Origin of the sequence: Selenomonas dianae (assembly GCF_030644225.1) — a bacterium.
Classification (GTDB): Bacteria; Bacillota; Negativicutes; order Selenomonadales; family Selenomonadaceae; genus Centipeda; species Centipeda dianae.
The window spans coordinates 676,403-700,431 of the sequence record NZ_CP128650.1; the positions used below are offsets into that span (position 1 = coordinate 676,403).

The window sequence follows — 24,029 nt, forward strand, 5'->3', positions numbered from 1 at the left end:
TAGCTTTTCGGAGGAAAGAAATTGAATGCTCCGCGTTATCCGCTGACTGCCATTGTCGGACAGGAGCAGGTACGACGTGCGCTTGCGATTGCACTGGTGAACCCGCGTGCGGGTGCGCTTCTGATCTCCGGTACGCGCGGTACGGCAAAGTCCCTTCTTGTCCGTGCGGCTGCGCCTTTTACGGTGACGGGACGCGTGGTTGAGCTGCCGCTTGGCGCATCGGAGGACATGGTCTTTGGCACCATCGATATGGAGGCGGCACTCCAAAAAGGGGAGCGGCAGCTGCGGTACGGGCTGCTGCATCGTGCGCACGATACCATCCTCTATATGGACGAGGTCAATCTCCTGCGGGAGGATATTCTGATCGCTGTGCTGAAATGCGCGGGAGACGGTTTCTTTCGTCTTGAGCGGGACGGGCTGTCGTTCAACGAGGAGGTTTCCTATACACCTGTCGGTACGATGGATCCCGCCGAGGGAACGCTTCGTTCCGCGCTGTTGGATGCCTTTGGTCTGTTTGTGTCGATGGAGGATATGACCGATCGCGTGCAGCGCAGGGAGATCGTTACGCGTGTGCTCGCCTACGAGCGCAATCCTGCGGCATTTCGTACGGCATACGAGGCGCAGGAAACCGCATTCGCTGCGACAATTCGCCGTGCGCGTGTGCTGCTGCCGGATGTAGAAGCACCGTCAGCCATTTTCCACTTTGCAGCTGCCTGTGCTGCGCGTGCGCACTGTGTCGGCAACCGTGCGGAGATCTATCTCATCGAGGCGGCGCGTGCGCTTGCAGCACTTGCGGGCAGATCGTTCGTTATGCCCGCAGACGTGGAGGAGGCGGCGGCGTTCGTCCTCGTGCATCGGATGAGCCGACCGCAGGAACAGCAGCCGCTGCCGCCTCCGAGTGACGGGAATGTGCCGGAGCGGGAGAGGGATGCTCTTACCGGTGAGATGCAGAACCCCTCTCCCACGCAGGACGATGGAGACGCACAACCTCCTCAGGAGCACACGCAGGAAAACGAACCACAGGACGGAGCAGATGATCCGCCTCCATCGGAGGCGGAGGAGCCGTGTGCGAAGGACGAGGATCGCGTTGCCGCGCCGCTCGAAAATATTATGGCACGGCTCTCGCTTCTCTCCATGACGATGCGTGCGCAGGGCGGAAAGAGCGGCAGGCGTGACATTGTTCAGACGCATACGGCGGATGGCCGCTGTATGCGCACGGGATTGCCGCAGGCGGGTGTTCGCCCCGATCTCGCACTCTCTGCCACGCTGCGTGCAGCCGCACCCCATCAGCGTATGCGTCAGGGCAGTCAGGCGGTTGTGATCCGTCCCGAGGATGTGCGCGTTTGGGTGCGTGCGAAGCGATCGGCGGCGCACATTCTGTTCCTCGTCGATGCGAGCGGGTCGATGGGTGCACGCGAACGTATGCGGATGGTGAAGGGGGTTATCCTTGCCCTCCTGCGGGAGGCATACCAAAAGCGTGACTGTGTTGGCCTGATTGCCTTTCGGCGGGATCGTGCGGAAACGCTGCTGCCGATGACGCGCAGCGTGGAGCTGGCGGAAAAGCTCTTGCGCGATCTGCCGACGGGCGGGCGGACACCGCTTGCCGAGGGGCTCGCCCATGCACATCGGACACTGCGTGAACTGGAGCGCAAGGGCAGCGAGAAGACGGTGCTTGTCCTCGTCACAGACGGACGCACAAATACCAAAGAGGGAGACGTTGGGATGCAGCATGCACTCCATGCGGCGGAGGAGATCGCGGAAACTGCGGCATTTCCCCTTGTCCTCGATACGGAGCGTTCTGTTCCGCGCGTCGGTATTGCGCCCGAACTTGCGCGTCGGATGGCGGCGCAGTATTATACATTGGAACGGCTCTCGGCGGAGGGCGTGCTTGAGATTGTCCGTGCATCCCGCAGGATGCAGAATCGGGAGTATGGAAGCAGATGAAGATTACAGTCTATACGAATATCTTGCGCGTCCGTGTGCTTGCGCACCGTTGCGCTGCATCCATGGAGGAGCCCGAGGTATGCGTATGTTCCGTCAGCGCCATGGACAGCTGGGAGGAAATGCGTGTGGCGGCGGATCTCCATCTCTTTCTCTGGATGGGGACGGGACTGGACAATGTTTTTTTGCAGAAGGCATCGCGCAGCTTGCAGAAGCATCGGAGTCCCCATCTGATCGTTGTGGACAACGCCGATCATGACAAGGTGACGTACGGCTTTTCGGAGAAACAGATTCAGACGGCATGGGCGTATTTTCGCTACGACGGCGAGGAGAATATGCGCAATCTCTTTCTCTGGCTTGGCAGGGAGTTTGGTGGGCTTGCCTGCACAGCAGCGCCGCCGCGTCCGCTTGCGTGGAACGGTGTCTATCATCCGAGATGGCAGGGAAAACCCGAAGATATTGCGGGCTATCTCGCTGCTCATTACGAGGATGGCCGTCCGACGGTCGGCGTAATCTTCTATCGCTCGGAGTGGATTACGGGCGATTTCACCTATCATGCGGCGCTCATCCATGCGATTGAGCGGGAGGGGATGAACGCCATCGCCGTGTTTTCCAACTCCTACCGCGACGAGCGCGTAGCCTCACCGACGCTGATGGATGCGATTCGCACATATTTTTGCAGGGACGGACAGCCCTTTGTCGATGTCATCATTAGCACGATGAAGTTCTCCATCAAGGCGGGCGGCACGCGTATCAAGGATCTCTATGCGCTCGGTGTGCCGGTTCTGGAGGCATATACGGTGCTCGCGTCAAAGGAGGAGTGGGAGCAGTCGCCGGCGGGGCTTGACCCGATGGAGGTCTCGATGAGCGTCGCCATGCCGGAGTTCGACGGTGTGATCCATGCCGTTCCGATCGCGGCAAAGGTGCGTGATGAGCGTGGCGAGGTCAGCTATGCGGCACTGGATGAGCGCATGGAGCGGATTGCACGTAAGGCGCGGAAATGGGCGGCATTGCGGCATAAGCCGAACGCAGAGAAGAAAATTGCGATCGTGTTCCACAACTACCCGCCGTCGAACGCAAATATCGGCAGTGCGGCGGGACTGGACTCGCCCGAGAGCGTGCTCCGACTGCTGAAGGCAATGCGTGCGGCGGGCTATGTCGTGGATGAGATTCCCGAGAGCAGCAAGGCATTTATGACGCTGTTGACGGATCATGCGACAAATGATCGACGTTTCATGAGTGCGGAGCAGGCAGCGGCGGCAGACGGACATCTGACGGCGGAGCAGTACGGCGCTTTTTTCACGGAGCTGCCTGAGCAGGTGCGCACGCAGCTCGCGCGAGACTGGGGCGATGCGCCCGGCGATGTGTTCAACTACGACGGGAAACTGCTCATCCCGGGGACGCTCAACGGGAATCTGTTCATCACGGTGCAGCCGCCGCGCGGCTTCGGTGAGGATCCCGGCAAACTCCTGCACGCGCCGGATGTAGCCCCCACGCATCACTACATCGGCTACTATCATTGGCTGCGCGATGCATGGAAGGCGGATGCGGTCATCCACATTGGGACGCACGGCTCGCTCGAATGGCTGCCGGGAAAGGGCACGGCTCTATCAAGCACCTGCTATCCGGATGTATCTCTGGGCGATCTTCCGGACATCTATCCCTACTGGATCACGATTGTTGGGGAGGGGATTCAGGCAAAGCGGCGTGGTGCGGCGTGCCTCATCAGTCATCTCTCGCCGCCGATGGAACTGGCGGGGGCGTTTGAGGAGATGGAGGAACTGGAACAGGCTCTTGATGAATACGTCCATTTTCGCGCAGCGCAGCCGGAGAATATCGAGGCGGCGCAGATACTTGTCCGCGAGAAGGCTGCCGCCTGTCATTTCGAGGGGGAAATTGTCGAAGGTGAAGATTTCGATGACTATGCTGATGCCCTGCACAACTATGTGACCGACCTCAAGAATATGCAGATTCGTACGGGGCTGCACATCCTCGGCCGTGCCCCCGAGGGCGATGGGATGGTTGATTTCCTGTGTGCGCTCATGCGCATGGAGCACGGCGGGGAAAAATCGCTCCTTCGTCTGATCGCGGCGCAGTTCGGCTATGACTATGAGGAGCTGCTCACGCACAGCGAGCGCATGACGGCGGACGGCATGACCTATGGGCGGAAACTGGATGCGGTCGAGGCGGAGATGCGTGCGCTCATCTCCTTCCTCGCAGCGCATGACTATGCACTGGAGGCGGTCGAGCGGGCGATGATGCTCCCTGTTATTGCCGCATCCTCTGCCGAGGAGCGCATAGCATTTCTTCATGCCCTGCACGAGATTGTGGAGGATATGGTGCCGCGCCTGCGCCGCACGGCGGGGGAGATTACGGAGACGCTGCGTGCTCTTATGGGGCGTTACATCGAGCCAAGCCCTGCGGGTGCGCCGACAACGAACGGCGTTGATGTACTGCCGACGGGGCGCAATTTCTATGGTCTTGACCCGCGTTGTCTGCCGACGCCCGCCGCGTGGGAATATGGAAAACAACTGGGGGACGCGCTCATCCAGCAGTACATCAGCGACGAGGGGCGCTACCCCGAGGCGGTCGGCATCGTCTTCTGGGCAGGATCGAATATGCGCAGTCACGGGCAGTGCATTGCCGAGCTTTTCTATCTCATGGGGGTGCGGCCTGTGTGGCGGCGGCCCTCGCAGCGCGTCTCGGGACTTGCGATTATCCCGATTGCAGAATTGCAGCGTCCGCGCATCGATGTGACGACACGTATCAGCGGGCTCTTTCGCGATGCTGTTCCGAATGCCGTGCATTGGGTGGATGAGGCGGTGCGCATGGTGCGCGACCTCGACGAGAGGGATGCGGAGAACTATGTGCGAAAGCATATCCTCTCTGATACCGCATGGCTTGAGGAACAGGGCGAGACGCGGGAGAGCGCATGGGAACGCGCCTCCGTGCGCATCTTTGGCGATCCGCCGGGGGCGTACGGCGCAGGCGTTGGCGATCTGCTCGAATCGAAGGAGTGGGAGACACTGGATGATCTTGCCGCCGTTTATACGCGGTTCTCGGGGACGGCATACGGCGGCGATGGAATGGCACGCGGCTATGATCCCGAAGTCTTTCAGCGGCGTATGGCGGGGCTTGATGTCACGGTCAAGAACGAGGATACGCGCGAGACGCACATGTTCAGCTCGGACGACTACAACGCCTACCACGGCGGCATGATTGCGACCGTGCGGGCGCTGACGGGCAAAGCACCCCGCTCCTATACGGGTGATTCGAGCGACCGGCAGCGCATCGCTGTGCGCAGCGTGGCGGAGGAGGCGGCGCGTCTCTTTCGCGGGGAGGCGATGAATCCGAAGTTTATCGAGGGTATGAAAAAGCATGGTTACAAGGGTGCCTCCGATCTCGCCAACTATCTCGCGCACAGTTATCAATGGGATGCGACGAGTGCTATAATGAAGGACTGGATGTACGAGGGCTACGCACGCAAATACGTGCTTGACGCAGGGATGCAGGAGTGGATGCATGAGGTCAACCCGTGGGCACTTCACCGCATGGCGGAGACACTGCTTGAGGCGCAGCAGCGCGGACTGTGGAACGCATCGAAGGAAACGCTTGCGGAGCTGCGCAGTCTCTACCTCTCCATTGAGGGCGATCTCGAAGAACGTGCGGAGGGCGAACGATGAGAAGTCATATGCGTGTATGCGCTGTTCTCACGGTGCTTTTTGCCGCGCTGTTGATCGGCGGCTGCGTCGATCTGTCCAAAGATCCGGCGGGCGGCTATCAAGTGACCGATGTGGAGGGAACCGTCGTCACATTTGCGCACAAACCCGAGCGCATCTTGACCGTCAGTGCCGGAACGGATGAACTGATGCTCGGTCTTGTGGAGCCGGAGCGCATGGCGGCGATCAATGACGCACTGGCGGATACGGAGCACAGCAATATTCCATGGGTGCGCGAGCGCATACCGACCGTCATTGGGCGCAGTCCGTCCGTTGAGCAGGTCGCGTCGCTGCGGCCCGACCTCGTCGTTGTGACGCCGTGGATGCCGCGCGAGAACATCGACGCCATCCGTGAGCTGAACGTGCCCGTCATCGTCTGCAAATCTGCATCGACCATCGCGGATATTCACGACAATATACGTCTCTTTGCCGCGGCGGTCGGCGAAGTGGAGCGCGGGGAAAAACTCATCGGCATGATGGAGGAAAAACTCGCGGAGATTCGCGTCAAGGTGGCAGCGGTACCCGAAGAGAAAAAGCATAAGAGCATCGCACTCATCTCCATCATGGTGAACTACGGCGGCGCGGGCTGCACCTTTGACGAACTCTGTCGCTGTACGGATGCGATCAATGCAAAGGCGGCTGCGGGGAACCGCATGGGGCAGGAGATGACGAAGGAACAGCTCGTTGCGGCGAATCCGGACTATCTCTTTTTCCCCAGCTATGAGGACGGCGCGACCAACGAGGAGAACTACGGGAGGCAGTATCTTGATGATCCCTCGCTTGCGCAGATGACCGCCGTGCGGGAGCGGCAGATCGGTCACCCGTGGGCGCGTTATGTTTACAATCTCTCACAGGACATTGTGTACGGGATTCAAGAGACGGCGTGGATTCTCTATGGCGACGACTTCAAGCAGTCGCGCCACGAGTTCCTCACTGCCGTGGAATGAGGAGAGTTTATGAAAAAAATTGCGTTCTACGGCAAGGGCGGTATCGGCAAGTCCACGACCGCCGCGAATGTATCCGCCGCATTTGCACAGATGGGGCGGCGCGTCTGTCAGATCGGCTGTGATCCGAAGAATGATTCGACCCGTCTCCTGCTCGGGCGTATTGCCCCGTCCACGATTCTCGACCTTGAGCGTGAGAAGAAGGGCGTGTCGCTCACACTTGCCGATCTCGTCCACGAGGGGTTCAGCGGCATTCGCTGCATCGAGGCGGGCGGCCCCGATCCGGGGGTCGGCTGTGCGGGGCGCGGGATCATCGTCGCACTGGAGCGTCTGAAGGCGCTCCATGCCTTTGACGATCTGGACGTGGTACTCTACGATGTCCTCGGCGATGTGGTCTGCGGCGGCTTTGCCGTTCCCATACGCGAGGGATATGCCGAGGAAGTCTATATTGTGTCCTCGGGTGAACTCATGTCGCTCTATGCGGCAAACAATATTGCAAAGGGCGTGTGCCGCTTTGCCGCACGCGGGGCGGTGAAGCTCGGCGGCATCATCGGCAACGGGCGGGACGTGCGGAACGAGCGCGAACTTCTCACGGCGTTTGCCGCGCGTCTCGGCACACAGCTCATCACCTATATCCCGCGCTCGCGTGCCGTGCACGAGGCGGAGATTCATCGGCAGACGCTCATCGCCTACGCGCCGACATCGGAACAGGCACAGCATTACGTAGGGCTTGCGCGTGCGATTGATACGAATGAGATGCTGACGGTACCGACCCCGATGGACTTCGAGGAACTCGAAGAACTGGTGGAGCGCTATGGGGATTGAGGTAAGGCGCGTCGGCGTGCGTCGGACGAACTGCAGTTGCAGTATGCCGGGGGTCTGGCGTGCGCTGTCGTTCGTACGGGGGGCGCTCGTCGTCTTTCACAGCCCGCGCCCGTGCGCACACATCGCACATGGGATGGATGTGAGCAGCTTTCATCGGCTGACGGCAGCAGGGACATCCGTGCGTCTTTCTCCCGTTCCTCTCTTGACGAGTGGGCTCGGGGAGCGTGAGGCAATCTTCGGCGGGGAGGATCGTCTGCGCGAATGTGTGCGCTTTGCTGTGCAGAAATACCATCCGCAGGCGGTGTTCATCGCAAATTCCTGTGTCAGCGGCGTGATCGGCGATGATACAAAGGCAATCGCTGCGGAGATGGAGGATGAGCTTGGACTGCCCGTCATGGCGGTATCTGCGCACGGTTTTCTCGATGGGGAATACTATGCGGGCTATCTTGACACTGCGCGCGCACTCATCGACTGCTTTATGCAGCCGGCGGAGCGCAAAGCGGGAACCGTTGCACTCCTCGGCGACTGCGGCGGTATGCACGGGGCATATGTGAAGGAACTGCGGCGGCTGCTCTCTCTTCTCGATTTGCGCGTGACCGCACATTTCCCGTCCTATCTCGCACTCGATGAGATGCAGGCGGTGCCGGAGGCAGAGCTCATCATTCTGCTCGGACGGCGGGCGGATGATGAGAAGCAGATGCAGCTTGCGGAACTGGCGGAACATATTCATGCGCGGTTCGGAACGCCGTACCTTGCCGATGTCTATGCGGTTGGTGCGGAGGAGACGATTCGCTGGCTGCGGCGCGTCGGTCAGCTCTGCCACCGTGAGGAGGCGGCAGAACGCGCCATTGCGGCAGAGGAGGCCGCCTTTGCCGTCACGGTGGAGAAGGTGCGTGCTGATCTGGCGGGGCGCAGATGCGCTCTTGCGATTGGACGCGATCTTACGTGGTTTCAACCGGAAATAATTCTGCGTCTGCTGAAGAAGGCAGGTGTTCTTCTGACGGGGATCGTTCTGCTAGATTCCTTTCTCCCGGAGCGGCGTGCTGTGATGGAGGAGGAGCTGCGCCGACGGACGGATGTCCCCATCCATTATGAGGGAGATGTCGCTGCGGAGAACGTACTGCACGCAGCAGATTTCGTCCTAACTACGCATGAGTTGGTGGACGCGAAGCTGCGTCAGATCTTCCTTGCGCTGCTGCCCTCGGTCGGCTGGTCGATGGAGTGTCAGCTGCTGAACGATATGAGGCTGATACTGCACCGTCATGAGAGCAGGGGAGGTCTGATCTATGGGTGAGCGCGAAGCATCCTTCGATGATGTCTGTATGTGTACGGACACCTGTGCGCTCGCCGGTGCATCTGCGTTTTTCGCGGGCATCAAGGATGCGGTGATCGTCGTCAACGGACCTCTCTGGTGCTATTTCTTTGCGATGCGCCACATCGAACACAGTCAGCCGACGATCTCGCATCGCATGATCTGCACGCAGCTCGACAATGATGCAATCGTATTTGGTGCAGAGGCATATCTGCACGAGGTACTTGCCCCCTATGTGGAGCAGCCGCCCGCGCTGCTTGCCATCGTCAGCAGCTGTGCGGCGGGTCTGATCGGTGACGATGTCGAGGCGATTGCACGCGGGGCAGGGATCCGCTGCCCGATCGTTGTGCTCGACAGCAGTGGACTGATTGGCAGCTTTGCGGACGGATGGGACAAGGCGGCGCGCACCACACTTCAGGCATTTCCCCCAACGCGTCAGATACCAAAGGCGAATGCGGTCAATCTGATCGGCATGACGAGTGCCTACTACAACGGCGAGAATGATGCGCACGAGCTTGTCCGTCTGCTTGAGATGGCGGGGTATGTGGTGAATGCTGTCCTCGGCTGTGATATGTCCGCTGCGGAGCTGGGAGATCTGACGCGTGCGGCACTCAATATCGTGGTGCATGATGAATTGGGTGCGAAGAGCGCCCGCTTGCTTGAAAGCATCTGCGGTATGCCCTATATTGCGCCGCTTCCCCCATACGGGCGCACGGGAACGCGAAGGTGGCTCGCGGAGATCGGACGCGCACTGCCCACTCCCTGTGGTGATGCTGCGGAGGAGGAGATCGGGCGCGTCACACGCGAGGACTTTCTGCGCATCAATGAGTGCAAGAGCCTCTGGGGGGAGCTCCGCTATGACACTGCATTCATTCGCGCCCCGCGCTCCGTTGCGTGGGGGCTTGCACAGGCTCTTCGAACGGAGTGGGCGGATGTGTGCCACCTCGCCGTTGCAGCAGAGGCTGAGGAGGTATGCGAGGCTGCGATTGCCGATGAGATCCTCGGCGAGACGGATGCCGTGCGGATGCAGCAGGTGCTCTCTGCGATGGAGGGCGGGCTGCTGCTCGGCAGCAGCAATGAGTCGGCGCATATCGATCCGAAGGGGGCGCAGTATCTTGCCGTTGCCTATCCCGTGCAGGATGCACTGCATTTGACAGAGAGCTCCTTTATGGGGCTGCGCGGTGCGCGTTATATCGAGGAGCAGCTCTGGAACGGAAATATCTTGCGGCGAAAGCTCTCTCTTTCATAGAGGAAGCCGTACAAACATCGGAAAGGAAGAGAGATGTTGTTAAGGAAAAAGCTCCCTGTGGTTCTCCTCTGTATGTTGTGTGTCTTGCTCACGTCATGCAGCATACCAAAGGCGGTTGAGGAGAAGCCTGCGGCATATACGGTTACGGACATCGAGGGAACGGTGGTTGACTTCCCTGCACCGCCGCAGCGCATTGTCACACTCTCAATGAGTACGGATGAAACGATGCTGGGGCTGGTCGAACAGCAGCGCATCGTGGCGGTCAACACTCTGCTCGACGATCCCGTCAGCTCCAATGTGACGGCTCTCGTCAAGGGGATTCCGCAGCGCATCGGCAATCCGTCGGTGGAGGAGATCATGGCACTGCAGCCCGATCTCGTCGTTGTGCCGGACTGGGGCGATCTCACCATCGTGCCCTCGCTGCGTGAGGCGGGACTGAAGGTCATCGTCTGCAAGGGGGCGTCGAATCTCGCGGAGATTCGCGAGACCGTCACACTGCTCGCTGCCGCAGCGGGAGAGCCGGAGCGCGGGCAGAAACTCCTCGCGATGATGGATGAAAAGCTCGCGGAAATTGAGGCGAAGGTGGAGAAGATCCCACAGGCAGAGCGCAAGCGTGTCGTCCTCATCTCGCTCATGGGCGGCTATGGCGGACTTGGCAGCAGCTTTGACGAGGCGTGCCGCTATGCAGGGGTCATCAACGGCCGCGCGGAGCTTGGGATTCGTGACTTTCAGGTCATGACGAAGGAGCAGCTTGTTCAGATCGATCCCGACATCCTCTTTTTGCCGACGTACAACGATCGCGGGAAATACGATGTCGATGCGTTCCGCAGGGATTATCTGGGGGATCCGTCTTTGCAGACGATGAAGGCGATCCGCAGCAAGGCGTTCGCCGAGCCGTTTGAGGGCTATATCTACAACTGTTCGCAGGACTTTGTCTTCGGCGTGCAGGAGATCGCATACCGCGTTTACGGTGATGCGTTCAAGCAGGGGGAGGATGAACACCTCTCGGCGGTGAAATAACGGTATGGAAGGGGGCTTTTGTTTGGATGAGATGATTCGCGCAGAACACATCTATGCGGGGTATCATGGCAAGGTCATTCTCGACGATGTGTCGTTTACCGTGGGGACAGGGGAGATCGTCGGTGTGATCGGTCCGAACGGTGCGGGCAAGAGCACACTGCTCAAGACGCTGCGCGGCATTCTTCCCATCTTGTCCGGGACGGTCGCGCTGATGGGGGACGATGTCAATGCGCTTGCTGCAAAGGAGTTTGCGCGCCGCGTGGCATATCTGCAGCAGCACGTTGCGATGACCTTTGCGTATACCGCGCGTGATGTCGTACTTGCGGGGCGCTATCCATATCTCTCGTGGTGGAGCCGGGAAAAGGCGGACGATCTGGCGATTGCCGAGGCGTGTATGGCGTATACGGGCGTGTCGGAGCTTGCCGATAAGCCCCTGCACGCCATGTCGGGCGGACAGCGGCAGCGCGTCCTGCTCGCGAAGGTGCTCGCGCAGCAGACACCAGTGCTCTTTCTTGACGAGCCTGCGACGGGGCTCGACATCATCTATCAGGAGGAGATCTTCCGCTTCTGCCGTGAACTCTGTGCAGCGGGCAAGACCGTCCTGCTTGTCGCGCACGAACTGAGCCTTGCCGCGCGGTTCTGCTCGCGGCTGCTCCTCGTCGGACATGGAAAACTGCTCGCTGACGGCGCACCAAGAGATGTCCTGACGGATGAACTCCTGTCGCAGGCATACGGTGCTCCCGTGCGGGTTGTTGAGAACCCGCTGACGCATCACGCAGAGGTCTTTACAGAGGCAGAGACGGCCGCAGCGGGAAAGGAGCAGCTCCTCTCTGTCATTCTCGGCCGTGCGGATGAAAGGGCGGTGAAAGCATGAGTTTCGGACAGCATCGAACACAGCTCTTTCTGTCTGCTCTCGTTGGAGCACTCCTCTTTGCGTTTCTTCTGTCCATGAGCTCGGGTCAGTATGACATTCCGATGGAGGCGGTTGTCGCCTCCTTTGCCCACGCGACAGGGCTTCCTTTCTTTACGGATGTTGTTGTGACACCGGAGCAGGAGGCGGTGCTCTGGCACATCCGACTTCCGCGCACGCTTGTCGGCATGATGGTTGGGGCGGGTCTCGGTGCCTCGGGAGCCGTTTTGCAGGGCATCTTCAGCAATCCGCTCGCCGACCCCGGTATCATCGGCGTGTCGAGCGGCGCCTCCGTTGGAGCGGTGCTTGCCATCGGCATCGGCGCGACGGCGGGAAGCGTGCTCACGCTGCCTGTCTTTGCCTTTACGGGCGCCATCCTCGCGGTGGGGCTGACCGTGTCGCTGTCGATGCGGCGCGGGCGGATTCCGGTCATGACACTTCTGCTCTCGGGGGTTGTCGTGGGGATGTTCCTCGCGGCGTGTACGGCGGCGATCCTCACGGTGATGAACGAGCAGAAGATGCAGCAGTATCTCTTCTGGACGATCGGCGGATTGGATTATCGCCGCTGGGATCACGTCCTGCTCGGCATCGGCCCGATCGGCATCGGCGTGTCGGTCATGGTACTGCTTGCACGTCATCTCAATTTGCTCGCGTTCGGTGAGGTGGAGGCGCGTGCAGCGGGGATGCCTGTGACGGCGTTCCGTCTGCTCTTTCTCGTGCTCGCCTCGCTCACAACGGCGGCAGGTGTCTGCATCAGCGGCAATATCGGCTTTGTGGGGCTTGTCGTGCCGCATATGGTGCGTCTCCTCATCGGTCCCGATCATCGCCGTCTGCTGCCCGCAAGTCTCCTTGCGGGGGCGGTGTTCCTCGTGCTCTGCGATTCGTTGGGGCGCATCCTGCTGCACGGGATGGAGATCCGCGTCGGTATTATGACGGCGTTTATCGGCACGCCCTATTTCCTGTATCTGCTGCGCAGACATATGAAGACGGCGGTGTGACATGGACGAGCGTGTGATGGAGCGTGACGGCGAGCGTAAAGCACTTGGGGCTTCTCTGCTGCTGCATCTCATACTCTTTTTGACTGCGGCGGCGATTGGGCTGTTCTCCGTCGCAAACCCGACAGGCGCAGGACCGCCCATCGATGTTGTGCTCTACGATGCGGGGAGTGATGTGGGAAGCAGTGCCGCAGGGGATTCTGCACCGGCTGCGGCTCCTGTGGCGACGGTGGATGACATCGTTGTGGAGGATAAAAATATTGTGCCTGAGGCGGTGCAGGAGCGGCAGACAAACCCACAGCAACATACGCCGCATACGGTACAGAGTGCTGCACCTACCGTGCAGACGGAAGCAGCGGGAGCGCGTGGAGGTCAAAGCGGAAATCCATCCGGCTCCGCCTCTGCCGGAACGGGCAGCGGGACGAGTACGGGAGACAGCGACGGGGCTGCGGAGCTTGGCGCTGCTCCTGCACCGCCGCAGGAACGCGTGGAGGCGAGTCTGCGTGCCGAGGCACGACCGGAGTATCCGCAGGAGCTCATCGACGACGATGTCGAAGGCGTGGTTACGATCAAGATCCTTGTTGCAGCAGACGGCTCCGTGGAGGCAGTCGATGTCGCGTCCTCATCGGGCTATCGTGCGATGGATCGAGCGGCGGTCGCTGCCGGCTGGCGGTTTCAGTTTAATCCCGGGGACAATGGGCGGCGGGGTGTCTGGAAAAAGACCTTCCGCTTTCAGTTGAATTGATTTTTTTGGAGGTATGACAATGAAGATGTGGAACAAGAAATTTCTTGCAGCAGCGGTTGCGCTTTCTGCGATGACGGGACAGGTCTATGCGGCGGAGACGGCGCATACGGGAGAAATGGTCGATGAGCTGATGCCGACATACTCTCTCGGCGAGGTCGTCGTGACGGCGACGCGCTCGCAGAAGCGGGATGTCGATGTGCCTGCTGCGACGACGGTCATCACGGCGAAGGAGATCGAGGAGAGCGGTGCGGCAAATGTCTCGGATGTCCTCGCGAAGATCAACGGCTTTACCTATAAAGCCTTCGGACCCAACGGAGCCTCCATGGGAACAATGACGAATGAACTCAATATGCGCGGCATGAAGAACGGCGCACTTGTACTCATGAATGGCAATCCGATCTCGTGGCGCGGCAAGTATAACCTCGATGCCATTCCTGCAAGCAGCATCGAGCGCATTGAGATCGTCAAGGGAAACGGATCCGTTCTCTATGGCAGCGAGGCGATGAGCGGTGTCGTCAACATCATTACGAAGAAAAAGACGACCAATGAGGTTCATACAGGCTTCGGCAACTACGGGCAGCGCAGCTATGGCGCCAGTGTCGGAGATGAGAAGTTTGGGGTTTACTATAACTTCGATAAGTTTGGGCGCAGGGATGGGATCAGCTATACGGATGTGCTCGCAAAAGATAAGCATAAGGTCGTGCAGTTCGAAGGAGAAACCCGTACAGATGTACGCGATATAAAAAAGGAAAGCGCAGGATTTACCTATCAATTGAACCCGCACCTCGATTTCCTTTTGAACTACTATGAATCCGAGGTGAAATACAACCGTACGATCACACGGGTCGATGTCAGCAAGGCGGGGCTTCGTGTCGGTGAGGCATACAATTCACGTAAATATACGACAAAGCAGTATGTGTCACAACTGAATTATAAGGATCGCGACTGGAAGGGAAGTCTTTACTTCAATACAGGGACAACGGAGTCCATTGGACCGACGTATATTTCTTCCCTTGGCAAAAGAACGCCGACCGACTGGTACAATACACGTGAAAAGAACACCACCTACGGCATGGATGTTCAGCACACATGGCACGTTGGTGAAAACTCCACTGCGATTGCAGGCTTTGATCTGGAACACGAGGTCTATGCGATACTGCCGGCACACAATACGAAATCGCCGGAACGCTATATGCGAAACAACTGGGGGCTGTTCGGACAGTGGGAGCAGCGCTTTGATACGCGCAATACGGGGATTCTTGGTCTGCGCGAGACGTGGACGACGGGTGCTGCACGGGGGCAGAACTACAGCAATCTCAGTGCCTCGGCGCAGTGGCTGCACAAGCTCGACCGTGACAGCAGCATTTATCTGAACGTCAGTCAGTCCTTCCTCATGCCAACCTTTGGTCAGATGTACGGTAACACAAAGCAGAGTGTTCCGTCGCCGAACTTGAAACCGCAGACCGGGATCAACTACGAGTTCGGTTGGAAGAAAAATCATCACGCGCATACATGGAAGGCAGCGATTTTCCAGATGCGGATCAAAGACTACATCTCGCCGAAGTGGGTGGAAAAGAGAGCAGAATATCAGTATAAAAATGAGGACTTCCGCAATATCGGCATTGAGCTTGCCGATGAGATCCGCGGAGCGCATGGGTTCAGCTATCACTGGGGCGTGACATGGCAGAATCCGGAGACGAGGAGCAGTAATAACACATACGGCTGGGATCGTACCTTTGGCAAGATTCAGCTCACAGGCGGTATTGCCTATCAGAAAGATAAATGGACGTCGTCGTTCACCGCCTCCTATCTTGCTGCCCGCGTTGTTTCTCCGTCAAGTGCGCACTCGTCTCCGACAAAACCATATCTGCTCACCACATGGAATACGAGTTACACTCCGGATGAGCACAGTGAGATCAGTCTGCGCATCGACAACCTGCTTGACCGCAATGACACGACAATGCATAGCGGTGCGCGCTACTATTGTGCCCCGATCAACTATCTCCTGAGCTACAGCTATCGCTTCTGATCGGATATGCCCACCCTTTCTTTACAAGCGGTGAAAAAGCGTTAGAATACGGTGAGGACATACCGATATTTCATTTCTTGTAAAAGCAGGGCATCTATGCTTGAATTAACGAATCTATCCAATGCGGACTGTGATGTGGAGAATCTGCTTCAAAACAGAGCCGACACACTTCCGACGATCCTGCGCGTACATGAGTTGGACGGCATCGAGTTCATGCTTTGCGCGCCGTGGGATTCCGCGATGTACCCTCTTGCATATATCAAGGGGGTACATCTCCTGTTCTGGCCGACGTGGCTGGACTTTTGGCGCGGCGACCGCACGGCTCTCATCGAGGAGTTCGGCAGCGAGGAGAATGTTCGCGCCTACTATGGTTCTTTGGATGTCGCAGACTGGGTGGAACGGTGGAAGGAGAACCTGCGGCGGGCGGCAGAATGTCGGCCGCAGTATCTCGTCCTGCACGTCGCGCACAATCGCACATCCGAGATGTATACGCGCGCATTTGCCGCGACGGATGAGGATGTCATTCGCGCGACCATCGAACTCGTGAATGAAATCGTGTGCGAAATCCCTGAGGGTTGCAAACTTCTCTTTGAAAACCTCTGGTGGCCGGGGCTGACCTTTTGTCAGCCGCGTCTTGCTGCCATGCTCTTGGAGGAGGTCAATTATTCCGCTGTGGGCTTCATGCTCGATACGGGGCATCTGATGAACACGAATTTCGATCTGCGGAGCGAAGCGGACGGCGCAGCGTATGTGACGAAAATCTACCGCAATCTCGGCGCGGTGGGGAAGTACGTCTATGGACTGCACCTGCACCAATCGCTTTCCGGTTCGTATGTACGTGAGATGATGCGCTGCCATGCAGGTGCGTGCGATCCTTTGGACTGGCAGGCGGCGATGGACTATGTCATGCGCGTGGATCGGCATGAGCCGTTTCGGACAGAGGCGGCGCGTCGGATCCTTGATGCCGTGCAGCCGGACTATCTCGTGCACGAGTTTTTGCAGCGTTCGCGTACGGATTGGGAGCAGAAGATTCGTACACAGAAGCGTGCGCTCGGCGTTTTGTAAAAGCATCTCTGATAAAAGGACAGCTGCGCGCAAGTCACGCGGCTGTCTTTTTTGATGAAAAGCTCAATGACAATGCAAAGAATCCTCAGCTACTGCTTGCATATATGAGTGAATGTGGTACAATAAACCTAATTGCGGGAGTTTTTTGGAGGGACGGCAATGATTGGAAAGAATATGGGCAGTGCAGCAGGACCGCAGGATCTCGCGGGGGTGATTCAAGGGCTCGTTGCGGGACACGAGAAGAACGAGCTCTTTACGAAGCTGCACGGCGGTGAGCCGTATGCCGCAGAGGTGAACGCACTGATCGACTGCGTGAACGAGGAGCTGGAATATCAGCGTTTCCGTCTGCGCACGGTCAACGAGGCGGTCAACTCGGGGATGTGGTACATGAAGATCAATCCGGATTTCAGCATCGCCTATGCGATCTGGTCGGATGAGTTCCGCCGCATGGTCGGTTTCCGCGGAGAGGCGGATTTCCCGAATACGATTGAGTCGTGGAGCTCGCGTCTGCATCCGGATGATGTGGAGGGGACGTTTTCCTCCTTCAATGCCTGCATTCGGGATCTCAGCGGACACGCGCGGTACAATGTGGATTACCGACTGAAGGTGCATGACGGCAGCTACCGTTGGTATCACGCCTCCGGCAATGTCGTGCGCGACAGGAGCGGACACCCCGAGGAGATTATCGGTGTATTTGTTGATATTGATGCAGAGAAGAAGAAGCAGGAGGAAATCGAGCAAAACACGAAGCGCAAGGAGAAATTCTACGGCGAGTTGGAGACGATGCTCAGCAGCCTGTACGCATCCATTGACACGATCACGGCGAGCGTGAGCCAGACGATGGAGCGCACAATGGAGATTTCGAACGTACAGGAGGAGATCACGAAGGCGGCGGAGGATACACATGGTCAGACGGAGAATACGCTCAAGATGTCCGAGCTCGTTATGACGATCTCGAAGCAGACGAACCTTCTCTCTCTGAATGCCTCCATCGAGGCGGCGCGCGCGGGTGAGGCGGGGCGCGGTTTCTCTGTTGTGGCGGAGGAGGTCGGAAAACTCGCCGACAGCAGCCGTGATGCCGCAAGCAAGATCCTCGATGCACTCGGCTCGATGGAGAAGGCGGTGAATCACATCAGCGACCGTATCAAGTCGATCAACAATCTGATCGAAAGTCAGGCGGCGAGCATGAAGGAGATCAGCGCATCCGTTGAGGAGGCAAAGGCGATGTCGGACAACATCGAGGCGTTGTCCAAAAAACTGTAAGCGGAGTACGTCTGCACCCCATGAGCCGGTGCTCATAACCGGCTTGTGGGGTGTTTTTTCGCAGAGGTTATAATTCGATTTCGACAAAGAGCCTGAATTTATTGACACCACTCTGTGATTGAAATATAATATGAAGAACGGCTATTTATGCAGGAATATAGGGGAGAATGGATGGGCTTATGAATTTTGATATGAATCTTGTCGTCAACTCCTTTCCGTTGCTGCTCGTCGGCGCGGGGGTTACGATCCAGATCACGGTACTCTCAACGGCGATCGGCTTTGTGATCGGGCTGATTGTGGGCGTGGCACGCATTTCGAATCTGCGCGTCCTGCGTATGCTCGCGGAGGTCTATGTGGAGTTCTTTCGTGGGACGCCGCTGCTCGTGCAGATCTTTCTCTTTTATTTTGCGCTGCCCGTCATCACGGGGCAGCGTATAGATCCGTTCATTGCGGCGATCTCGGCGTGCGGCATCAACTCGGGTGCATATGTGGCGGAGATCTTTCGCGCGGGCATCCAGTCCGTCGACGACGGGCAGATGGAGGCGGGACGCTCGCTCGGTATGACGTGGCTGCAAACCATGCGCTACATCATCGTGCCGCAGGCGTTCAAGCGCGTTATCCCGCCGCTTGGCAATGAGTTCATTGCGATGCTCAAGGATTCGTCTCTCGTCTCGGTCATCGGCTTTGAGGAGCTGACGCGGCGCGGGCAGCTCATCATTGCCAAAACCTATGGGTCGTTTGAAATCTGGATGAGCGTTGCGGTCATCTATCTTGTGATGACGCTGACGATCTCGCGTTTTGTCGCATATCTGGAGCGGAGGTATCGCGTTCATGATTGAGATTAAGGGTCTGCGCAAGTCATTTGGTTCGGATGAGGTGCTGAAGGGGATTGATCTCTCCATTGCAGAGAAAGAGGTCGTCGTTATTATCGGTCCTTCCGGTTCCGGTAAGAGTACACTCCTGCGCTGCATGAACCATCTCGAAGAACCGACGGCGGGCGAAGTTGTCGTGGACGGCATCACGCTCTCAAGCGAGGCGAATATCAACAAGGTGCGTGAAGAGGTCGGCATGGTGTTCCAGCGGTTCAACCTCTTTCCTCATATGACGGTGCTCGAAAATATCATGCTCGCACCGATGAAGGTCAAACATATTGCCCGTGCGGCGGCGGAAAAGACGGCACGGGAACTGCTCGGACGTGTCGGTCTTGCGGAAAAGGCAGAGGCGTACCCCGACAACCTCTCGGGCGGTCAGCAGCAGCGCGTGGCGATTGCACGTGCGCTTGCCATGCGGCCGAAGGTCATGCTCTTTGATGAGCCGACCTCGGCACTTGATCCCGAGATGGTCGGCGAGGTGCTTGATGTCATGCGTGCGCTTGCCGCAGAGGGAATGACGATGGTCATTGTCACGCATGAGATGGGCTTTGCCCGAGAGGTGGGGGATCGTCTGCTCTTTGTGGACGAGGGGCGCATCATCGAGTCCGGACCGCCGCGCGAGGTGTTTGAGCATCCGCAGGAGGAGCGTACGCGCAGCTTCCTGTCGAAGGTGCTCTGATCCATGCAGCTGCGGGGAACGCTCATGCTGCTTGCGGCATCGTTTTTCTGGGGGACAACGTTTGTCGCGCAGATTCTTGGGATGGATGGGCTTGGACCATATACCTATGCCGCTGCACGGTTTGCGCTCGGCACGCTGTTTATGGGGGCGCTCTGGTACGCCTACCGTAGAAAGCGTGCTGCCGACAGGCGTGTGGGGACGTTCCGCTCGGGCTTTCGTGCGGGGCTTCCCGTCGGGCTTGCCATGTTCGTTGGTGTGACGCTGCAGCAGGTGGCGCTGCTCTATACGACGGCAGGCAAGACGGCGTTTATCACGACGCTCTACATCGTGCTTGTGCCGCTCGCCGCCGTTCTGCTCGGACATCGCGTCCGCGCCGTGCAGTGGGGCGGTGCAGTGCTCGCCTTTGCAGGTGTCTACTTTCTCTCCGCACATGGGGAGACGACAATCAACACGGGCGATCTGCTCGTCCTCATCTGCTCCTTCTTTTGGATGGCGCAGATTCTCCTCATCGACCGCTTTGCACGGACGGTGGATGCCATTGAACTCTGCTGGATGCAGATGATTGTCTGCACTGTCGGCAGTGCGGCACTTGCCGCCGTCTATGAGACGTTCGTATGGATGGATCTTTGGAATGCCGTTGTGCCGATTGTCTATGCGGGGGTTCTCTCCTGCGGCGTTGCCTACACCTGCCAGATTCTTGGACAGGCGTATGTGGAGCCGACACAGGCGGCGATTCTGATGTCGACGGAGGCGATCTTTGCCGCTGTGGCAGGGTGGATTGTTCTCGGTGAGATGATGAACGCGGTACAGATTCTGGGCTGTGTGCTGCTGCTGGGCGGGGCTCTTATGGCGCAGCTGCGGGGGTGCACGGGGAAAAACGTGCAGCACTGCAGAGAAGATTGATGTGATCGGTACTTCGATAGGGGTATGTATATGCCGGCAGCTGAAATAATCAAACCGAAAATCACGATCAAGGTGATCGGCGTGGGCGGCGGCGGAAATAATATTGTGCGCTGCGTACGTGAAAAAAATGATTTGGACATCGCACTCATCGGCATCAATTCCGATCTGCGCCAGCTGAATACGCTGCACAAGCAGGGGATTGCGGTTCTCCCCATTGGGGAGAAACTGACGAACGGACGCGGTACGGGCGGTCGGGTTGAGCTTGGTGAGGAGGCGGCACGCTCCGAGGAACGGGCGATCCGCAGCCTGCTCGAAGGTACGGATCTCGTGATTATTGCCGCGACGATGGGCGGAGGACTCGGAACCGGGGCTGCTCCTGTCGTTGCTGAAATTGCCCGCGATATGGAAATTTTGTCGATCGGTGTGGTGACGACCCCCTTTCGCTTTGAGATGGCACGCAAGATGCAGACGGCACAGGCGGGGATTGCCCTCATGCAGGGACATACGGATGCGCTCATTACGATACGCAACGACAACCTCTTGAAGATCGCGCCGAATCGAAATCTGTCCTTCATCGAGGCGTTTGCCCTTGCGGATGAGGTGTTGCAGCAGATCGTCAGCTGCGTGGCGGAGCTGATTCTCACAACGGGGGTCATCAACGTCGATTTTGCCGATGTGACGACGATCTTTCACCAGAGCGCGTCGAGTGACGCGCTTCTCGCCATCGGTGTGGACGAAACGCCGCAGAAGGCGGTGCGTCAGGCGATCGAGAGCCCTCTGATTGACCGTGATGCAACGGGCGCACGCGGCATCGTGCTCAATCTCACCGGCGCACCCTCGATGAGTCTGCGCGATGTCGATGAGGCGGTACACTACATCCGCAAGAGCGCCCACCCCGAGGTCAATGTGATTGTGGGGCTCGTCGTTCAGCCGGGGATGAAGGGCAGGGTACAGGCAACACTCATTGCGACGGATTTTGACGATGCCTATATTCGCGCCGTACAGGATTGATCGAAATCATCCTGTGTGAAAGGAGGTACGCAGATGGACGCGCTTTTGCATGAAATGCATACGTGGATGAACGGCTATATGCGTTCCTTCCGCACGGACGATTCCGATGTTATGCGCGGGATCCACCTCAAGGAGATTCATACGGGCTATGTCACGGCGAATGCACGTGCGCTTGCCAAGTATCTCGGATGTACGGCACACGATACGGCACTCGCCGAGATCATCGGACTCTTTCACGATGTGGGACGCTTTCGGCAGTATGCCGTCTATCGGACGTTCAACGATGCCGTTTCGGAGGATCATGCCGACCTCGGCTTACATGTGCTGAACGAGGGCGATTTTCTAAAGCGCCTCAGTCCGTCGGATGCCGATGCCGTATGCTTTGCGATCCGGTACCACAACAAGAAGGAAATCGCACCGACGGAGGATCGGCGCAAGCTTTTTTTTGCAAAGCTGATCCGTGACGCGGACAAACTCGACATCTACCGCGTACTGCTGCCATTTCTCACAGCCGATGGAGCGGAAAAGGCACCGAACTTCGTGCCGTCGGATGCGGCACAGGAGGTCAGTCCTGACTTCATCGCGGATTTTGCGGCGGGAGGACAGGCGGACTACTACCGTCTGCGTACCCACGGAGACCGCAAGATTGTACGGCTTCTATGGATTTACGACATCAACTTTGCATGGACACTGCGCCGTATCGTGGCGCGCGGCTATGTGGAGGCGTTCACGGAGAGTATTCCCAAACAGGAGGGCATTGCCGAGGGCGTTGCGCGTATGCGTGCCTACATCGAACGGCGATGCGCACAGGAAGACACATTGGAATTGTACGGATAGAGGATGAGGGACATGGCGGACGTAAAGACATCGAATTTTATCCGAAATATCATCGACGAGGATCTGCGGGCAGGACGGCACGCGGAGGGGATTCATACGCGCTTCCCGCCCGAGCCGAACGGTTATCTGCACGTCGGACACGCAAAGTCCATCTGCCTCAACTTTGGCGTTGCCGAGGACTACAGCGGGCTGTGCAATCTGCGTTTTGACGATACGAACCCGACGAAGGAGGATGTCGAGTACGTGGACTCCATTCAGGAGGACATTCGTTGGCTCGGCTTCTCGTGGGGGGATCGCCGCTTCTATGCGTCGGACTACTTCGCGCAGATGTATGAATATGCAGTCGAACTTATAAAGAAAGGGCTCGCCTATGTGGACGATCTCTCGGCGGATGAGATTCGTGCGCATCGCGGCACACTGACCGAGGCGGGGGTGGAAAGCCCGTACCGCAATCGTTCGGTGGAGGAAAACCTCGATCTCTTTACGCGGATGCGTGCGGGCGAATTCCCCGACGGCGCGTGTGTCCTGCGTGCGAAGATCGATATGGCATCGCCGAATCTCGTGATGCGCGACACGGTCATCTATCGCATTGCGCACGTCCCGCACCACCGGACAGGGGATCAGTGGTGCATCTATCCGATGTACGACTTCGCGCATCCGATCTCGGACGCGATCGAGGGCATCACGCATTCGCTTTGCACGCTTGAGTTCGAGGAGCACCGTCCGTTTTATGACTGGCTGCTTGAGGCTCTCGGCTTTCCTGCGGGGGAGCGTCCGCGTCAGATCGAGTTCGCGCGGCTCAACCTATCGGGCGCGATTACGAGCAAGCGCAAGCTGCGCCGGCTCGTCGAGGAGGGACATGTGCGCGGTTGGGACGATCCGCGTATGCCGACCATCTCCGGGATGCGCCGCCGCGGCTATCCGCCCGCAGCCGTACGTGCATTCTGCGAGGAGATCGGTGTCGCCAAGAGCAACAGCACGGTGGACAGTGCCATGCTCGAACACAGCGTACGCGATGAGCTGAACCGGAATGCGCCGCGCATCATGGCGGTGCTGCGTCCGCTGAAGCTCGTCCTTACCAACTATCCCGAGGGGGAGACGGAGTACCTGCTCGCCGACAGCAGTCCCACGCACGGCGGACAGCGTTATGTACCGTTCGGACGGGAACTCTATATCGACCGCGAGGACTTTATGGAGGATGCACCGAAGAAATTCTTCCGTCTGAAGCCGGGCGGCGAGGTGCGCCTCAAGCACGCCTACATCATCAAATGTGAGGAAGTCATAAAGGATGCGGCGGGGGAAATTACAGAACTCCGCTGCACCTACGACCCCGAGACGCGGAGCGGCGGCGCTGCTGCGAATCGCAAGGTGAAGGGGACGATTCAGTGGGTTGCGGCGGAGTATGCGCTTACGGCGGAGGTGCGCCTCTACGAGAGCCTGCTTCGCGATATGCCTGAGGGTGAGGAGGAGCCGGAGGATTTCATTGACACGCTGAATCCGCACTCGCTCGAAATTTTGACGGATGCCAAGGTTGAGCCGAGCGTCCGCCTTACGGCGGCAGGTACACATTATCAGTTCCTGCGCGTCGGTTACTTTGTGGTTGACCCGGACACCACGCCGGATCATATTGTGTTCAATCGCGTGGTCGGACTCAAGGACTCGTGGAGCAAGATGAAATAGTCCTTTCCCGTTCATGCTGTGCGCCGTCCG

19 protein-coding genes are annotated in these 24,029 nt (G+C 58.5%); all 19 read left to right on the top strand.

All coding sequences use genetic code 11. The features are described from left to right. The first annotated feature begins 21 nt into the window (after positions 1-21). Complete coding sequence (locus tag QU667_RS03255; protein ID WP_304987895.1) at positions 22-1,944, top strand: VWA domain-containing protein; 1,923 nt, start codon at positions 22-24, stop codon at positions 1,942-1,944. Next, positions 1,941-5,624 (top strand): cobaltochelatase subunit CobN, encoded by a 3,684-nt coding sequence (gene cobN / locus QU667_RS03260; RefSeq protein ID WP_304987896.1) that lies wholly within the window; start codon positions 1,941-1,943, stop codon positions 5,622-5,624. Before QU667_RS03255 ends, cobN begins: the two co-directional genes overlap by 4 nt. After that, positions 5,621-6,607: an ABC transporter substrate-binding protein gene (locus QU667_RS03265; RefSeq protein WP_304987897.1), complete on the top strand. Its 987-nt coding sequence runs from the start codon at positions 5,621-5,623 to the stop codon at positions 6,605-6,607. The genes cobN and QU667_RS03265 overlap by 4 nt, the downstream gene beginning before the upstream one ends. Before the next feature lie 9 nt (positions 6,608-6,616). Continuing rightward, a complete protein-coding gene (locus QU667_RS03270; protein WP_304987898.1) occupies positions 6,617-7,429 on the top strand; it encodes a nucleotide-binding protein in 813 nt (270 codons plus the stop codon). Next, on the top strand, positions 7,419-8,723 hold the full coding sequence (locus tag QU667_RS03275; RefSeq protein WP_304987899.1) for a nitrogenase component 1: 1,305 nt from the start codon (positions 7,419-7,421) through the stop codon (positions 8,721-8,723). Before QU667_RS03270 ends, QU667_RS03275 begins: the two co-directional genes overlap by 11 nt. Continuing rightward, positions 8,716-9,990: a nitrogenase component 1 gene (locus QU667_RS03280; RefSeq protein WP_304987900.1), complete on the top strand. Its 1,275-nt coding sequence runs from the start codon at positions 8,716-8,718 to the stop codon at positions 9,988-9,990. Before QU667_RS03275 ends, QU667_RS03280 begins: the two co-directional genes overlap by 8 nt. Before the next feature lie 33 nt (positions 9,991-10,023). Continuing rightward, positions 10,024-11,010, top strand: coding sequence for an ABC transporter substrate-binding protein (locus QU667_RS03285; protein WP_304987901.1), 987 nt, complete (start codon positions 10,024-10,026; stop codon positions 11,008-11,010). 31 nt (positions 11,011-11,041) lie between these two features. Beyond that, a complete protein-coding gene (locus QU667_RS03290) occupies positions 11,042-11,884 on the top strand; it encodes an ABC transporter ATP-binding protein (RefSeq protein WP_304988394.1) in 843 nt (280 codons plus the stop codon). After that, positions 11,881-12,918, top strand: coding sequence for a FecCD family ABC transporter permease (locus QU667_RS03295; protein WP_304987902.1), 1,038 nt, complete (start codon positions 11,881-11,883; stop codon positions 12,916-12,918). The genes QU667_RS03290 and QU667_RS03295 overlap by 4 nt, the downstream gene beginning before the upstream one ends. 1 nt (position 12,919) lies before the next feature. After that, complete coding sequence (locus QU667_RS03300; protein WP_304987903.1) at positions 12,920-13,660, top strand: energy transducer TonB; 741 nt, start codon at positions 12,920-12,922, stop codon at positions 13,658-13,660. A gap of 13 nt (positions 13,661-13,673) precedes the next feature. After that, the gene (locus QU667_RS03305; protein ID WP_304987904.1) at positions 13,674-15,689 is read left to right on the top strand and encodes a TonB-dependent receptor plug domain-containing protein; all 2,016 of its coding nucleotides are present in this window, start codon (positions 13,674-13,676) and stop codon (positions 15,687-15,689) included. Between the two features lie 96 nt (positions 15,690-15,785). Then, positions 15,786-16,754, top strand: coding sequence for a TIM barrel protein (locus QU667_RS03310; protein WP_304987905.1), 969 nt, complete (start codon positions 15,786-15,788; stop codon positions 16,752-16,754). A gap of 159 nt (positions 16,755-16,913) precedes the next feature. Continuing rightward, complete coding sequence (locus tag QU667_RS03315) at positions 16,914-18,017, top strand: methyl-accepting chemotaxis protein (protein ID WP_304987906.1); 1,104 nt, start codon at positions 16,914-16,916, stop codon at positions 18,015-18,017. 179 nt (positions 18,018-18,196) lie between these two features. Continuing rightward, positions 18,197-18,856, top strand: coding sequence for an amino acid ABC transporter permease (locus tag QU667_RS03320; RefSeq protein WP_304987907.1), 660 nt, complete (start codon positions 18,197-18,199; stop codon positions 18,854-18,856). Continuing rightward, entirely contained in the window at positions 18,849-19,568 is a 720-nt protein-coding gene (locus tag QU667_RS03325; RefSeq protein ID WP_304987908.1) for an amino acid ABC transporter ATP-binding protein, read from the top strand. Before QU667_RS03320 ends, QU667_RS03325 begins: the two co-directional genes overlap by 8 nt. Positions 19,569-19,571: 3 nt before the next feature. Continuing rightward, positions 19,572-20,471, top strand: coding sequence for a DMT family transporter (locus QU667_RS03330; RefSeq protein WP_304987909.1), 900 nt, complete (start codon positions 19,572-19,574; stop codon positions 20,469-20,471). A 30-nt stretch (positions 20,472-20,501) separates the two neighbouring features. Continuing rightward, positions 20,502-21,482 (top strand): cell division protein FtsZ, encoded by a 981-nt coding sequence (locus tag QU667_RS03335; protein WP_304987910.1) that lies wholly within the window; start codon positions 20,502-20,504, stop codon positions 21,480-21,482. A gap of 33 nt (positions 21,483-21,515) precedes the next feature. Further along, positions 21,516-22,319 carry an HD domain-containing protein gene (locus QU667_RS03340; RefSeq protein WP_304987911.1) on the top strand — a complete coding sequence of 268 codons (804 nt, stop codon included), beginning with the start codon at positions 21,516-21,518 and terminating at the stop codon, positions 22,317-22,319. Between the two features lie 12 nt (positions 22,320-22,331). After that, entirely contained in the window at positions 22,332-23,999 is a 1,668-nt protein-coding gene (locus QU667_RS03345) for a glutamine--tRNA ligase/YqeY domain fusion protein (RefSeq protein WP_304987912.1), read from the top strand. The last annotated feature ends 30 nt before the right edge of the window (positions 24,000-24,029 follow it).

Coding starts and splice junctions, on each gene's coding strand:
- cobN (WP_304987896.1), top strand. CDS start 1,941: ATGAAGATTACAGTCTATACGAATATCTTGCGCGTCCGTGTGCTTGCG.
- QU667_RS03265 (WP_304987897.1), top strand. CDS start 5,621: ATGAGAAGTCATATGCGTGTATGCGCTGTTCTCACGGTGCTTTTTGCC.
- QU667_RS03270 (WP_304987898.1), top strand. CDS start 6,617: ATGAAAAAAATTGCGTTCTACGGCAAGGGCGGTATCGGCAAGTCCACG.
- QU667_RS03275 (WP_304987899.1), top strand. CDS start 7,419: ATGGGGATTGAGGTAAGGCGCGTCGGCGTGCGTCGGACGAACTGCAGT.
- QU667_RS03280 (WP_304987900.1), top strand. CDS start 8,716: ATGGGTGAGCGCGAAGCATCCTTCGATGATGTCTGTATGTGTACGGAC.
- QU667_RS03285 (WP_304987901.1), top strand. CDS start 10,024: ATGTTGTTAAGGAAAAAGCTCCCTGTGGTTCTCCTCTGTATGTTGTGT.
- QU667_RS03290 (WP_304988394.1), top strand. CDS start 11,042: ATGATTCGCGCAGAACACATCTATGCGGGGTATCATGGCAAGGTCATT.
- QU667_RS03295 (WP_304987902.1), top strand. CDS start 11,881: ATGAGTTTCGGACAGCATCGAACACAGCTCTTTCTGTCTGCTCTCGTT.
- QU667_RS03300 (WP_304987903.1), top strand. CDS start 12,920: ATGGACGAGCGTGTGATGGAGCGTGACGGCGAGCGTAAAGCACTTGGG.
- QU667_RS03305 (WP_304987904.1), top strand. CDS start 13,674: ATGACAATGAAGATGTGGAACAAGAAATTTCTTGCAGCAGCGGTTGCG.
- QU667_RS03310 (WP_304987905.1), top strand. CDS start 15,786: ATGCTTGAATTAACGAATCTATCCAATGCGGACTGTGATGTGGAGAAT.
- QU667_RS03315 (WP_304987906.1), top strand. CDS start 16,914: ATGATTGGAAAGAATATGGGCAGTGCAGCAGGACCGCAGGATCTCGCG.
- QU667_RS03320 (WP_304987907.1), top strand. CDS start 18,197: ATGAATTTTGATATGAATCTTGTCGTCAACTCCTTTCCGTTGCTGCTC.
- QU667_RS03325 (WP_304987908.1), top strand. CDS start 18,849: ATGATTGAGATTAAGGGTCTGCGCAAGTCATTTGGTTCGGATGAGGTG.
- QU667_RS03330 (WP_304987909.1), top strand. CDS start 19,572: ATGCAGCTGCGGGGAACGCTCATGCTGCTTGCGGCATCGTTTTTCTGG.
- QU667_RS03335 (WP_304987910.1), top strand. CDS start 20,502: ATGCCGGCAGCTGAAATAATCAAACCGAAAATCACGATCAAGGTGATC.
- QU667_RS03340 (WP_304987911.1), top strand. CDS start 21,516: ATGGACGCGCTTTTGCATGAAATGCATACGTGGATGAACGGCTATATG.
- QU667_RS03345 (WP_304987912.1), top strand. CDS start 22,332: ATGGCGGACGTAAAGACATCGAATTTTATCCGAAATATCATCGACGAG.